The organism is Galbibacter mesophilus, from assembly GCF_023721415.1.
Lineage (GTDB): Bacteria > Bacteroidota > Bacteroidia > Flavobacteriales > Flavobacteriaceae > Galbibacter > Galbibacter mesophilus.
In genome coordinates this window covers 125,120-138,843 of sequence record NZ_JAMQVC010000002.1, presented here as the reverse complement: position 1 = coordinate 138,843, position 13,724 = coordinate 125,120, and the positions used below count along the sequence as shown (strand labels likewise).

Annotated in this window: 17 protein-coding genes; 5 read left to right on the top strand and 12 right to left on the bottom strand. The window is 35.5% G+C overall.

Annotated features, from left to right (window positions below; translation table 11 throughout):
- Nucleotides 1-125: 125 nt before the first annotated feature.
- The 7 genes from NDQ75_RS07565 to folP all read right to left on the bottom strand — a co-directional run bounded on the left by NDQ75_RS07565 (nt 126) and on the right by folP (nt 6,137).
- Nucleotides 126-632: an SRPBCC family protein gene (locus NDQ75_RS07565; RefSeq protein ID WP_202026850.1), complete on the bottom strand. Its 507-nt coding sequence runs from the start codon at nt 630-632 to the stop codon at nt 126-128.
- Nucleotides 629-1,321: a lycopene cyclase domain-containing protein gene (locus tag NDQ75_RS07560; RefSeq protein WP_202026849.1), complete on the bottom strand. Its 693-nt coding sequence runs from the start codon at nt 1,319-1,321 to the stop codon at nt 629-631. The genes NDQ75_RS07565 and NDQ75_RS07560 overlap by 4 nt, the downstream gene beginning before the upstream one ends.
- Nucleotides 1,321-1,770, bottom strand: a complete 450-nt coding sequence (locus NDQ75_RS07555; RefSeq protein ID WP_202026848.1) for a sterol desaturase family protein — start codon at nt 1,768-1,770, stop codon at nt 1,321-1,323. The genes NDQ75_RS07560 and NDQ75_RS07555 overlap by 1 nt, the downstream gene beginning before the upstream one ends.
- Entirely contained in the window at nt 1,767-2,618 is an 852-nt protein-coding gene (locus NDQ75_RS07550; protein ID WP_202026847.1) for a phytoene/squalene synthase family protein, read from the bottom strand. Before NDQ75_RS07550 ends, NDQ75_RS07555 begins: the two co-directional genes overlap by 4 nt.
- A 12-nt stretch (nt 2,619-2,630) precedes the next feature.
- The gene (locus tag NDQ75_RS07545; RefSeq protein ID WP_202026846.1) at nt 2,631-4,133 is read right to left on the bottom strand and encodes a phytoene desaturase family protein; all 1,503 of its coding nucleotides are present in this window, start codon (nt 4,131-4,133) and stop codon (nt 2,631-2,633) included.
- A 317-nt stretch (nt 4,134-4,450) separates the two neighbouring features.
- The gene (gene cdaA / locus NDQ75_RS07540) at nt 4,451-5,233 is read right to left on the bottom strand and encodes a diadenylate cyclase CdaA (RefSeq protein ID WP_202026845.1); all 783 of its coding nucleotides are present in this window, start codon (nt 5,231-5,233) and stop codon (nt 4,451-4,453) included.
- Between the two features lie 64 nt (nt 5,234-5,297).
- Nucleotides 5,298-6,137 carry a dihydropteroate synthase gene (gene folP, locus NDQ75_RS07535; protein ID WP_202026844.1) on the bottom strand — a complete coding sequence of 280 codons (840 nt, stop codon included), beginning with the start codon at nt 6,135-6,137 and terminating at the stop codon, nt 5,298-5,300.
- Nucleotides 6,138-6,263: 126 nt separating this feature from the next.
- Between folP and NDQ75_RS07530 the strand changes: the two genes are divergently transcribed.
- From NDQ75_RS07530 to NDQ75_RS07510, 5 genes are all read left to right on the top strand, one after another.
- Entirely contained in the window at nt 6,264-6,809 is a 546-nt protein-coding gene (locus tag NDQ75_RS07530; RefSeq protein WP_202026843.1) for a DUF1599 domain-containing protein, read from the top strand.
- 16 nt (nt 6,810-6,825) lie between these two features.
- A complete protein-coding gene (locus NDQ75_RS07525; protein WP_202026842.1) occupies nt 6,826-7,917 on the top strand; it encodes a BT_3928 family protein in 1,092 nt (363 codons plus the stop codon).
- Between the two features lie 252 nt (nt 7,918-8,169).
- A complete protein-coding gene (gene tpiA, locus NDQ75_RS07520; RefSeq protein WP_202026841.1) occupies nt 8,170-8,919 on the top strand; it encodes a triose-phosphate isomerase in 750 nt (249 codons plus the stop codon).
- Nucleotides 8,920-9,064: 145 nt separating this feature from the next.
- The gene (prmA, locus tag NDQ75_RS07515) at nt 9,065-9,898 is read left to right on the top strand and encodes a 50S ribosomal protein L11 methyltransferase (RefSeq protein WP_202026840.1); all 834 of its coding nucleotides are present in this window, start codon (nt 9,065-9,067) and stop codon (nt 9,896-9,898) included.
- 15 nt (nt 9,899-9,913) lie between these two features.
- Nucleotides 9,914-10,189, top strand: a complete 276-nt coding sequence (locus NDQ75_RS07510; protein ID WP_202026839.1) for an ATP-dependent Clp protease adaptor ClpS — start codon at nt 9,914-9,916, stop codon at nt 10,187-10,189.
- Nucleotide 10,190: 1 nt separating this feature from the next.
- Here the strand turns inward: NDQ75_RS07510 and NDQ75_RS07505 are convergent, their stop codons facing one another.
- The 5 genes from NDQ75_RS07505 to NDQ75_RS07485 form a co-directional block, all read right to left on the bottom strand.
- Nucleotides 10,191-10,391 carry a YgaP family membrane protein gene (locus NDQ75_RS07505; RefSeq protein ID WP_202026838.1) on the bottom strand — a complete coding sequence of 67 codons (201 nt, stop codon included), beginning with the start codon at nt 10,389-10,391 and terminating at the stop codon, nt 10,191-10,193.
- Between the two features lie 68 nt (nt 10,392-10,459).
- Entirely contained in the window at nt 10,460-11,860 is a 1,401-nt protein-coding gene (locus NDQ75_RS07500; protein ID WP_202026837.1) for an MBL fold metallo-hydrolase, read from the bottom strand.
- 147 nt (nt 11,861-12,007) lie between these two features.
- Complete coding sequence (locus NDQ75_RS07495) at nt 12,008-12,421, bottom strand: DUF6691 family protein (protein WP_202026836.1); 414 nt, start codon at nt 12,419-12,421, stop codon at nt 12,008-12,010.
- A gap of 2 nt (nt 12,422-12,423) precedes the next feature.
- Nucleotides 12,424-12,981 carry a YeeE/YedE family protein gene (locus NDQ75_RS07490; RefSeq protein WP_202026835.1) on the bottom strand — a complete coding sequence of 186 codons (558 nt, stop codon included), beginning with the start codon at nt 12,979-12,981 and terminating at the stop codon, nt 12,424-12,426.
- A gap of 84 nt (nt 12,982-13,065) precedes the next feature.
- Complete coding sequence (locus NDQ75_RS07485; protein ID WP_202026834.1) at nt 13,066-13,698, bottom strand: Crp/Fnr family transcriptional regulator; 633 nt, start codon at nt 13,696-13,698, stop codon at nt 13,066-13,068.
- Nucleotides 13,699-13,724: the final 26 nt, after the last annotated feature.

Sequence of the window (13,724 nt, the reverse complement as noted above, 5' to 3'; positions counted from 1 at the left end):
AGATTTTTATCATTTATCCACGCTGCTTCCTTGATTTTCAATATTTTTATAGACAGACCAAAACCACCTTCAACAACTTAAAAAATTTCAAGATAACCCACCTATTGTACAAAAGTGATAATCTATCAATAAAGATTTTGGACGCTATTATTTTCAAATATGCTGTTAACCGCTTTTTCACGGAAGGTAAAAATCTTTTTTATGCGGTTTCCTATAATTTTGCCTGCAAAAAGCCTTCCCAACCCTCCCATAGGTAGTTTGTAGGAAACGATGTCGTTCATAAGGGTTTTCCCATCATCTGTTTGCGAAAAATGGTGCTCATGATGCCACATGGCATACGGTCCAAAACGTTGTTCATCGATAAACATTTTTTTATCTTCCACGTGGGTGATTTCTGTAATCCAATAGGAACGCGACCATGGAAAAATTTTAATGGAGTAACTAATAATCTGACCGATATAGGTTTCTGAAACAATGGATGAAGTTATTTTAAAATCCATATCGCTTGGCGTTAACTCGTTCAAATTCTTTGGCTTTGAAAAATATTCCCAAACCTCATCCAAGGGAGCATCAACAACCTGAGAAGTCTTCAATTGATAAATTCCGGAATAATAAAAAAGTTGTATGCTCATATTCGTTTCTTTTTGAAATATTCAAACAATAAAATACTACCATAAAGCATGGAAAAGCAGTAAAAAAAGTCTTCCAACGGAATGGTCCCTAAACGAATTCCTAAATTTTCCGCATCGTTATAATATACAATGGGTTCCTCCGTAAAAGAACCTGTAAGCCATGAATTCACAATAAAAAAGGGAACTAGTATTACCAAAAAAGACAGCACATATCTAGAAAACACTTTAAAGCGAAACACTATTTGCAACAGCATTAAGAATGCAAAAAGTCCGAAACTACTTACCGTGTACATATTTTGATAATGTAAAACGGCCACGCCGAAGCTCACCAAAAATAATATAATTGCTAAAATTCTGGCTGAATAATCCGTTAGTCTAGGCTTTGGAAAAAAATAACATAATGCGTAGTGAATAAAGTTGCTGGCATAGGGAATTAATAAAAAAAACAGCCATTCCTCTATCGGCAAATGTAAAATATCGAGTCCTATCAAATACCTATCGTTAAAGCCCCAAACACCTTCTATGGTAAAATAAACATCCCATACAATGAAGACAAATCCTACCAAGAAAATAGCGAAAAAATAGGGTTTCCAATACTGAATAAAATGCAGTCTTTTACGTTCAAAACTGTACGCAAAAGGAATGATAAAACTAAAAATATCGAGCAGTAAATACAGATACTTTTCCACTACATGTTGAAGTATTTCTTAGGAACGAATAGCATTCCGAAGCATTCCCCATCTTCTTTCCCTAAGTGTTTGTGGTGTATTTTATGCGCTTTACGAAGTCCTTTCAGGTATTTATTGTTGGTTCTTTTAAACCATTTGAAACGTTGATGAATAAGCACGTCGTGCACTAAAAAATAAGCGATCCCATACAGCAAAATACCCAAACCGACAAAGAAAAGTACATTTAACCCTTTGGCGGCGCCAAAATAGAAAAGTAAAATGCTGGGAATAGCGAAAATGATGAAAAAAAAGTCGTTTTTTTCAAAAACATGCGGATACCCCGGTTGATGGTGATCGTTGTGAAAATACCACATAAATCCGTGCATCACATACTTATGGGTAAGCCAAGTGACTCCTTCCATGGCACAGAATACCAATATTGTAACAAGCGGATATAGTATGAAATTCATATTTGTATGTTTAAACTTTTTTGAACATAAATTCTAGAAAATAGCATGAATTTTTCAAAATTATTCACGCGAATTCGTTTTTTAAATAAAAGTTCTGAATCAGTTTTTTTAATTTTCTTAAATAAACTAGTGTAATAAAGATACGCAAGATACACAGCAAAACGGGAAGATAAAGGCAATTTTTTGATTCCCTTTATGGCTTCTTGAAAATCGTTTTTTATATCTTCTTCAATCTTCATTTTATCTTCCAAAGTAAACTGGTTAAAATCCACATTTGGAAAGTAAGTACGGTTCAACTGATGAAAATCTGCACTTATGTCCCTTAAAAAATTTACTTTTTGAAGCGCGGCACCAAAACTCTGTGCATAGGGTTTTAACTCTTCATAAGCTTCCTTATTACCCTTTAAAAAGACATTCAAACACATTAATCCCACAACCTCTGCCGAGCCATAAATGTAAGTTTTGTATTCATCGGAATCCAAGTCCTTCATTTCCCCTAAATCCATGTACATCGACTCTATAAAAGCATCTACCAAATGCTGGGGAATATTGTATTTTTTTTGTGTTTTACAGAAAGCTTCCAATATAGGATTCAAAGAAATATCCAATTGCATCGCCAAGTGATAATCTTCCACAAAACGATCAAGAAGTACTTTTCGGTCATGATCGTAAAAAGTGTCTACAATTTCATCTGCAAAACGCACAAAGCCATAAATATTATAAATGTTTTCACGTATTTCTGGAGTTAAATAAATAATAGATCGTGAGAAGGATGTACTGTATTTCTTGGTAACCATTTTAGCGGTTTCCTTGCACACATTCTGATATAGATTGTAGTTGGTAGTCATGGTTTATAAATCTTATTGAGTGGGTATAGTTTTAATAGTAGTAGTTTGCGCTTGGGAAAAATGTTTCTCAATATAATTGCTTACAATTTTACCCGAAATGAGTGCGGGCGGCACGCCAGGACCCGGCACCGTAAGTTGGCCAGTATAAAATAGGTTTTTAAGCTTTTTATTGCGTATTCCAGGTCTCAACACCGATGTTTGCAACAACGTATTTGCCAATCCATAAGCATTGCCTTTGCAAGAATGATAGCGCGATTTAAAATCGTTTACGCCAAAAGACTTTTTATACACTATTTTATCCTTTAAATTATAACCCGTACACTTCTTAAATCGCTCCATTATAAGTTTGAAATACCGTTCATGCATTTCTTCCGAATCATCTATATCTACCGCAACGGGAATTAAGAAAAAGGCAGTTTCCATCCCTTCAGGAGCTAATGATCTATCTGTTTTAGAAGGGAAATTTGCATAGAACAACGGATTTTCTGGTAAACACTTTCTATCGTATATCTCTTCGGCATGCAACGAAAAATCGGTGTCGAAAAACAAATTATGATGTTGCACCGAATCGGCATTCCCTTCAAAACCAATATAATACAAAAATGCAGAGGGCGCAAATGTTTTGTTATCCCAATACCCTTCCTTGTAATTACGATATTTAGCGTCTATCAGTTTTTCCGTGTGGGCATAATCTGCTCCGGAAACCACCATATCGGCTTGGTAAGTAGCATCCTCAGTTTTAACACCAGTAACTACTTCATTTTCGGTTACTATTTCTGTTACCTCTTGCCCTGTTTTGTAGGTTACTCCTAACGATTTACCTAAAGTGACCATGCCCTTTACAATTTCGTTCATACCGCCCTCTGGGTACCATGTACCGCCCCCGAAATCGGCATAATTCATAAAATTGTAAAATGCTGGTGTATTTTCGGGTTTAGCACCCAAGAACAGTACGGGAAATTCTAAAATACTTTGTAACTTTTTATTTTTGGTGATTTTTTTTACTTCCGAAGAAATATTGGTGACAAATAAATGAAGTCTAGAAATAGTCTCTGGCGTTACCAATTCTAACAAAGAGATTCCTGGTTTAAAAACCAATTCGTCCATTGCTATACCGTAGTTTTCTTTTGCTTTTGCAATAAACTTTTCCAAACGAGCGCCGCTTCCGGGATCAATACTTTCAAATGTTTTTATGATTGATGGAAGATTATCAGCAATTTCAATAAAATCATCTGATCCAAAATAAACATTATACGCAGGTGAAAGTTTTTGTAAGGAGTAATAATCGGAAACGCTTTTCCCGAAATCTTCAAAGAAACGTTCAAAAATATCGGGCATCCAGTACCATGAAGGACCCATGTCGAATTTAAATCCGTTTTCTTCCAAAATGGCTGCTCGCCCACCAAGTTGCTCATTTTTTTCTAAAACCAAAACTTGGTTTCCTGACTTTTGCAAATAACAAGCTGCTGCGAGGGATGAAAAACCAGAACCTATTATAATTATTTTACGATGCATGAAAACAAAAAAACATTTTAACTATAAGTTGTTTAACTATTTAAGTATAAAGTTAAACAAAATATTGAATTGAACTAAAGTTTCAGTAATTTTATTCTTCTATATTTTTTTAAAATGCCTCACTACAATACTTTCGAGAGGATTCATTTTGAAATTGAAATTTCCCAACAAGATTAAAAGTTACCTAAATTCTAGCAAAAGTTACTGATTAAAACTGAGAGTTAGGTGAAATAAATGGAAAACGTAGGTGTTGTAAAGTAATTGGTTCGCAGAAAATTAAGACAATTACCTTATGCCTGAAAATTCAATCCAGGTAATTAGGAAAGATCTTTGTTCATTATATTTTTCAGATCTTCCATATCGTTGTAAAGCACAAATTCTCCATTTTTCATATAAGAAATTTGTCCATTTTCTTCACTAACTACCAAAGCTACGGCATCTGTTTTTTCGGTAACTCCGATGGCGGCACGGTGACGGAGACCAAATCGTAAAGGAATATTACGCTCATTGGAAACAGGAAGAATCGCACGTGTAGCCACAATACGGTTTCCTTCAATAATGGCAGCACCATCGTGCAGGGTACTATTTTTGTAAAAAATGCTTTCCAGAATAGGTTGATTCACCTCAATATTCATATGATCTCCTGTGTGCTTCACAAAATCCAACGAATTATTCCGTTCAATTACAATGAGTGCCCCAGTATGTTTTGCACTCATTTTTTCACAGGCTGCAATAATGGCTTCCACGTCGGTATCTGTAGCAAGTCGGTCGTGCTTTAAAAAATTTAGATGTCGCATAAAACCTCTTTTGCTAAAGTTGGTAGAACCCACCATCAATAAAAATTTTCTTATTTCCTGCTGAAAAACTACAATTAAAGCGAAAAAGCCAGCTCCAATAAATTTACCGAAGATATTGCTTAAAATGCGCATATTTAATGCTTCGGTAAGCAAATAGATTACATAAATGATAACAATCCCGATAAAAATATTAATGGCTACCGTACCTTTTACCAATTTGTACAAATAATAAAATAGAAAGGCCACCAAAAAGATATCGATGATATCTACTATTTTTAATTCTACAAAATCAAATATTTCCAAGGTTGTTTGCTTTTATGTAAAAGTATAAAATTTAGTTTATCAAGTTGGTTTTAGCAGAATCGCTTTAAATATCGGAAGCGTTTTCTACGATCATATTATTAATTTTTACGCACTCCATCGCCTCTTTCACATCATGCACCCTTAAGATATGAGCACCTTTATTTAACGCCAATGTATTCAAGGTAGTTGTGCCGTTCAAGGCTTTTGCCGGATCTGTTCCAAGTAATTTATAAATCATTGATTTTCTGCTCACGCCAACCAACACTGGCAAATTTAAAATATGCAGCAAATCGAGTTTTGCCATAAGCTCATAATTTTGCTCCATGGTTTTGGCAAATCCAAACCCGGGATCTACAATAATATCATTAATTTTATGTGCATGGGCTTCCGCTATTCTTTCAGAAAAATAATACAGTAATTCCCGCATTAAATTCCTATAAATTGTCTGTTGTTGCATGGTTTTTGGCTCACCTTTAATATGCATCATAATGTAAGGCACACCTAGTTTACCTATAGTCTCCAACATGGAATCGTCTAAAGTTCCACCGCCAATATCATTCACCATGCACGCACCCGCTTCAATATTCTCCTTTGCAACTTTTGCTCTAAAAGTATCGATAGAAATAAGCGATTCAGGAAAATTCTTAACTATCTTTTCTGTAATAGGCACACTTCTAAGCAACTCTTCTTCCTCGTTTACATCTTTCGCTCCTGGGCGGGAACTATAGGCGCCAATATCTATAAAAGAAGCACCCTCTTCCAGCATTTTTTCTACTTGACCCAGAATTACATTTTCTTTGGAATACTTCCCGCCATCGTAAAACGAATCTGGAGTTACGTTAAGAATCCCCATTACTTTGGGTTTGGATAAGTCTACAAGTGTACCGTTGCAATTAATAGTCATTAAGTTATCTCAATTTTGATTTAAGGGTATTTTTAGCGTGAAAAGTTACGAAAATTAAACTTTACCCGACGAACTTTGAACAATTGAAATTTTTAAGCGAAATTTACACCAAATACCAGCAAACGCATGCAGAACACAGCTAAACAATACGACGAAGTAACGACCATTTGTCGCGACTTGTTTGAAAAAAAAATGAAGGATTACGGCAGCGCTTGGCGCATTTTACGATTGCCATCGCTTACAGATCAAATATTTATTAAAGCGCAAAGAATACGGTCTTTACAGGAAAATAGTGTTCGAAAAGTGGATGAAGACGAAACTTCTGAGTTCATCGGGATTGTAAATTATGCGGTGATGGCGCTCATTCAAATTGAAAAAGGAATTGCAATTCAACCAGATCTTGATGTTCAGAATGCCATTGAATTATATGATAAACACATTCAAGAGACCAAAAATTTAATGCTGAATAAAAATCATGATTATGGCGAAGCTTGGCGCGATATGCGGGTAAGCTCTTTAACCGACTTGATTCTGCAAAAAATACTCCGTGTAAAACAAATTGAAGACAACCAAGGAAAAACACTGGTAAGTGAAGGCATCGACGCTAATTATCAAGACATGGTTAATTATGCGGTGTTTGCGTTAATTCATCTAAATCAAAACAACAAATAAAGTATAAAAAAGAAGAATGGGCAGAATTATTGTTTGGGTTTCAAGGATTATTGTAGGACTACTGTTTGTAATAAGCGGACTCATAAAACTGAACGATCCCGTTGGTTTTTCATTCAAACTAGAAGAATATTTTAGTCCGAGTGTCCTCAACTTAGATTTTCTAGCGCCTTATGCCTTGGCGATAGCCGTCTTTATTGTAATTTTTGAAACCTTGCTTGGGGTTATGCTTTTGGTAGGTTTTCAACGAAAATTCACCGTTTGGAGTCTTCTTTTAATGATTCTCTTTTTTACATTTTTAACCTTCTACTCAGCATATTTTAATAAAGTTACCGATTGTGGTTGCTTTGGAGACGCCATTAAACTTACTCCCTGGCAATCATTTTCTAAAGACGTCGTCCTGCTTCTTCTTATTTTAATTCTTTTCTTCGGAAGAAAATATATATCCAAATTTAGCTTTGCCGGACTAATTACATTTATCTCTTTAATCCTCTGTACAGGATATGCCTATTATGTTTACAATCATTTGCCTGTGGTAGATTTCCGCCCTTATAAAATAGGCGTAAATATCCCCGAAGCCATGGGAACTCCAGAAGGAGCTCCAGAAGCTGTTTACGAATATCATTGGAAATTTGATGTAAACGGGACCGAAAAAATTGTTAAGACCAATGGTGATTACCCCGATGTAGATGGAGATTTTATAGATGTTGAAACCACTTTACTTCAAAAAGGATACGAACCACCCATTCATGATTTTACCATGGAACTAGACGGTTCTAACTATACAGAGGAAATCATGAGTTGGGAAAAAGTAATGGTAGTGGTTTCAAGAAATATTCAAACGGCCAACCGGGAAGGTCTTGAAAAGATGAAGATAATGGCAGACCGAGCAAAAAGCGAGGGCTATAAAGTAATTGGATTATCAGCTTCCAACGAAGAGCAACTGGCACCGATTAAAGAGAAATATGGTCTGAATTTCGATTTTTATTTTTGCGATTTAACTACCGTAAAAACCATCGTGCGTTCTAACCCCGCGGTATTGGAACTAAGAAAAGGAACCATTACCCAAAAATTACATTTTAATGATGCTGAAGAATTTCAGATAAATTAAATAAGCCTAACGAATCTAACACAAATAACAAGAAGTTGTTAAGTTTATATGTAGAGGCTGCCAAAGAAAAAGTAAATTAATACTTTTGTGGAAAGAAATTTAATCAACCATCTCGGGATAAGCCACGAGATATGCTAAAGAAAATAATTATTTAATTCAATTCGGCACCCTCCTGCCCTTGTCCGGTAGGCAAAACGTCGAAGCATTAGACCTTCAGTGAAGGATTAACAACCAAATAGTAAATACAAAAGAATGAGAAAGAAAATTGTAGCAGGAAACTGGAAAATGAATAAAGATCTTGCAGAAACGCAAGCATTAATTAGCGATTTAAAAAAGAGTTTACCAGCCACGAATGCGGAAGTAAAAATAGCACCTACATTTACAAACCTGTATCCAGCTTACGAAGCTTTAAAAGATAGCGACGTAGAAGTAGTAGCGCAAAACATGCATCAAGAAGAAAATGGAGCATTTACGGGCGAAATTTCAGCAAGTATGCTAAAGAGTATAGGAATTACAACCGTTATTTTAGGACACTCAGAGCGTCGTGCCTATTTCGGTGAAGATGATGCATTACTTGCCAAAAAAGTAGATGCCGCTATTAAGAATGATATGGATGTTATTTTCTGTTTCGGGGAAGAACTAGACGACAGAAAAGCTGACAAACACTTTAGTTTGGTAGAAAGTCAACTTACCAATGCTTTATTTCACTTGGGTGAAGACGCTTGGAAGCATATCGTTTTAGCATACGAACCAGTATGGGCGATTGGTACTGGAGAAACAGCCAGCCCAGAGCAAGCTCAGGAAATGCATGAATTTATTAGAAAAACGATTGCCAAGAAATATAATCAAACTTTAGCCGATGGTGTTTCCATCCTTTATGGAGGAAGTGTAAAGCCTGCCAATGCAGAAGAGATATTCTCTAAACCAGATGTTGATGGCGGATTAATTGGTGGAGCTTCTCTAAAAGCAGAAGATTTTGTAGGTATCGTTAAAGCGATTTAATCCTCATTGAGGGTTTACCTGCCTATCAACAAAAACAAGCTTGCCTCGAAGTAGTTTGATTACAAATCAAATTCTAATCATATACCAGAAGTCGAATACCTGATTTTTCCAGTATTTCGACTTCTGTTGTTTTAAAAATGAAATTATGGACCAAATATATTTAGAATACCAATTTAAGGTGGAGCCTTTAGTGCCAGGCAACGAAATACTTATTGCAGAATTGGGCTTTGCAGGTTTTGAAAGTTTTGTGGAAAATGAAGACGGATTGGTAGCCTACATTCAGAAAGAAGAATGGCACGAAAATATTTTGGAAGATATTCATATTTTATCCAATCCTGCCTTTACAATTTCTTCGGAATTTAAAGAAATAGCCCAACAAAATTGGAATGCCGAATGGGAGAAAAACTTTCATCCCATTGAAGTAGATGGTCTTTGCACAGTGAGGGCTCCTTTTCATGAGAAGCCTAACACGAAATATGACATCATCATAGAGCCGAAAATGAGTTTTGGCACGGGGCACCATGAAACTACACACATGATGATTCAGTTTTTGCTTAAAACCGATTTAAACGATAAAAAGGTTTTGGATATGGGGTGCGGAACTGGAGTTTTGGCCATTTTAGCTGAAAAGGAAGGTGCTTCCGAAATTGATGCCATTGATATTGATAATTGGTGTTATTTAAATTCCGTGGAAAATACAGAACGTAACGATTGTAGCAATATTACCGTATTTGAAGGTGATGCTTCGTTGCTGAAGAACAAAAGTTACGATGTTATCATTGCCAATATCAACAGAAATATTCTACTGGAGGACATTCCCACCTACGTAAATTGTTTAAATAAAGGAGGAACACTTCTATTAAGTGGTTTTTATAAAGATGACATTCCGCAGATTCAAGAAAAGTGCGAAGCGTTTTCGTTAAAATTTGTTGAAAATCTGGAAAAGAACCATTGGGTTGCCGTAAAATTTTTAAATTAGCACAAAATACTGAATATGAGTACTAAAGAAAAAATTTCAGAGGAGTTATTGCTAGAAGAAGATGTTTTAAAACAGAATGAAATTATTCTTTACAATGATGATGTAAACACATTTGATTACGTTATCGATATGTTGGTGGACACTTGCGACCATACTCCAGAGCAAGCGGAACAATGCTCTATAATTGTTCATTATAAAGGAAAATGCACGGTAAAAACTGGTGATTACGACGACTTGAAACCACGTTGTTCTAAACTTTTACAAGCTGGTTTAAGCGCCGAAATTGTATAAGTCACAGGTTTGTAGTATCAATCCCAAATAGTTTATAAAGTATACTAAAACGGAACAAAGACGGAACTAAAATAACAATTGCAAATACCAAAAACAAAACTCCTAGTAAGCCGTTTATTATTTGAAAATAGAATAATACAGCGATTAAAAAAGCAATTAACACTCTTACAAGACGGTCTTTTTTTCCAATATTTTTTTTCAAAATAAGCGTTTTTAAGAATACATAAAACTAAAAAATCCCTGAGTTTTCAGGGATTTTTTAGTTTTAAATTAAGAATTCGGACAAGAATAATTGGTTTTGGGGAGGTTCGTTTTCTTCAACGCACCGTAACCACCTTTTATATCCACTAAATTTTTAAATCCTCTTGCTTTTAAAATTGACGCAGCAATAGCCGATCGATACCCCCCAGCACAATGAATGTAATATTCGTTGCTGCTATCCAATTCTTTCATGTTATCATTAATAAAATCTAACGGGAAAGACTTTCCTTTCTCTAAATGTTCCGATTCAAATTCTCCGGGCTTTCTTACATCTAAAATTTCCAATCCGTCTTTATATTCTTTTTCAAATTCTTCCACATTTATGGATCGGATACTATCGGTTTCTTTTCCACTTTTTTTCCAGTTCTCTATACCACCTTCCAGATATCCCAATGTATTATCGTAACCAACGCGCGAAAGCCTTGTAACAGCCTCCTCTGATTTTCCTTCAGGAACAATTAACAAAATAGGCTGCTTCAAATCCTTTATCAGTGCACCTACCCAAGGTGCAAACGAGCCATTGAGTCCGATAAAAATGGAATTAGGGATATGTTCTTTCAAAAATTCATCCTGAGTGCGTACATCCAGCACTAATGCCCCTTCCCTATTTGCGATTTTTTCAAATTTTTCAGGTGAAAGTGGGACATCTCCTTTTTCCAGTACTTCTTCAAAAGTTTCATAGCCTTCCTTATTCATTAAAGCGTTTTTAGAAAAGTATTGTGGTGGCGGAAGAATCCCATCCAAAACTTCTTCTACAAACTCTTCTTTGGTCATATCCTCACGCAAGGCATAATTCGTTTTCTTTTGATTCCCCAGGGTATCCACCGTTTCTTTACTCAAGTTTTTTCCGCAAGCAGAACCAGCACCATGGGCAGGGTAAACAATTACATCATCCGCTAAAGGCATTATTTTCTTCCGAAGGGAATCAAATAAAAGTGCGGCAAGATCTTCTTTCGTAATATCTTGTTTTATCGCTAAATCAGGTCGGCCTACATCACCAAGAAACAATGTATCTCCTGTAAAAATGGCGTGGTCTTTACCATTTTCATCTTTCAATAAATAAGTGGTAGATTCCAACGTGTGTCCAGGTGTGTGCAACACTTTAATGGTCACTTTCCCCAGTTTGAACTCCTCTCCATCTTTCGCTTGGTAAATACTGTAATTGGTTTTAGCATTCGGACCAAAAACAATAGTTGCGCCTGTTTTTTCCGCTAAATCGATATGTCCCGACACAAAATCTGCATGGAAATGAGTTTCGAAAACATATTTGATTTTGGTATTTTCTTTTTCTGCACGTTTAAGATAAGGAGCCGATTCCCGCAGTGGATCAATAATGGCCGCCTCACCATCGGATTCAATATAATAAGCTCCTTGAGCCAAACATCCTGTATATATTTGTTCTATTTTCATCTTAGCATGTATTTTGAGTAGAGTTCAATTAAACCTAATATGGGTTGTTTATTGAACGGCAAAGATACTAAACTTCGCACAGCCTATTTGTGACAAAAGTAATATATCGAGTGCCAGCATTAAGTCCGTTTCCAAATATGTCACTCGTTAATGCGGAAGTTTGTTTTTCAAAAGTCCGTAAACAAAAGTTCCAGCTAATGCGCCCGCAATAACGATAAGCATAGACAACACTCCCGTACCCACTAAAATATACATGGGGCCCGGGCAAGCACCTGCCAATGCCCAACCTAAACCAAAAAGGGAACCGCCAATTAAGTAACGAACAATCCCTTTCTCTTTATTAGGAATAGCAAGCGCTTCTCCTTCTATAGTTTTAATTTTCTTGAATTTAAAAATTTGCAAAATAAGGATACCTGTAAAAACTGCACTTCCTATAATTCCATACATGTGAAAAGCATCAAAATGAAACATTTCATAAATACGGTACCAGGAAACTGCTTCTGATTTTACTAAGACTATTCCGAGTATAATTCCTGTAATGATAAACTTTAAATACTTCATTTTTAAAATAGTAAGGGTAAGATTAGATGTGTCATTAGGAGTCCGCCAACAAAAAAGCCAATCACAGCAATCAGCGAAGGTACTTGCAGATTACTCAATCCAGTAATGGCATGCCCAGAGGTACAGCCTCCCGCATAACGCGTTCCAAAACCAACCAAAAAACCGCCAATTAAAAGAATTAAAATTCCTTTTAATGATAAAACAGCATCCCAACTGTAAATTTCCGGCGGCAGAAGGTTTTTTCCAATTTGCTTGAATCCAAGGCTTTCTAATTTTTCAATCGTTATAGGATTTAGCTGAATATCAATTTCCTTTGTCAACAAAAAATGAGCGATGAAACCGCCAATAACAGCTCCCAAGACAACCATTAAATTCCACTTTTGATCTTGCCATTTAAAATTGAAGAATTCACTTTTCTTTCCCGCTCCCGCCATGGAACAAAATGTTCTTAAATTGGAAGACATCCCAAATGTCTTTCCAAAGTAAATAAGAAGCGACATCACCATCGCAATTAATGGCCCAGAAATGTACCAAGGCCATGACTCAAAAATAATATCCATTGAATTCTGATTTAATTTACAGCAAAGTTACCATCTGATAAAGAGAAGTTCTGTAATAAATGTTACTTAGAAAGCGGAAAGCTATTAAAAGCTTAAAACTTCAATTTTATTACGGTATAACTTAAAAAGCCCCTCGTTTTCCAGCTTTTTTAATAATCTCGAAATAACAACCCGGGAGGTATTTAGGTTTTCTGCTATTTCTTGATGTGTAATTTTTAAAGTTTTCTCCCCTTTTACTTTTAATTTATCAATCAAAAATTTATGGAGTCTTTCATCCATTTTCAAAAATGCCAACGTATCTATGGTTTCCAACATTTCATTGAACCTTATTTGGTAACTTTCTAGTATGAAGTTTCTCCAACTGTTATTAGTTGCAAACCATGCGTTCATTTGCTCAAAAGGAATCATGATAAGTTGGACATCACTTTCGGCAACAGCGCGAATCTTACTTTTTGATTTTTTTTGGCAACACGTTAAAGACATTGCGCAAGTATCTCCTTTTTCTAGAAAATACAAAAGCAATTCATTTTCATTTTCATCTTCTCTCAACACTTTAATGATGCCTTTGAGTACCAAAGGAACAAAAATTAACTCCTGATTTACATCTATAATAATATCATCTTTTTTAAACGATTTTAATGTACCTAATTTGGCAATATGCTGAATTATAGCATCGTCCAAGCGATTGTTAAAGTGTTGTTTAATGAGTTCTTTCATGAATCAAAATTAAGCTTTTATAATTT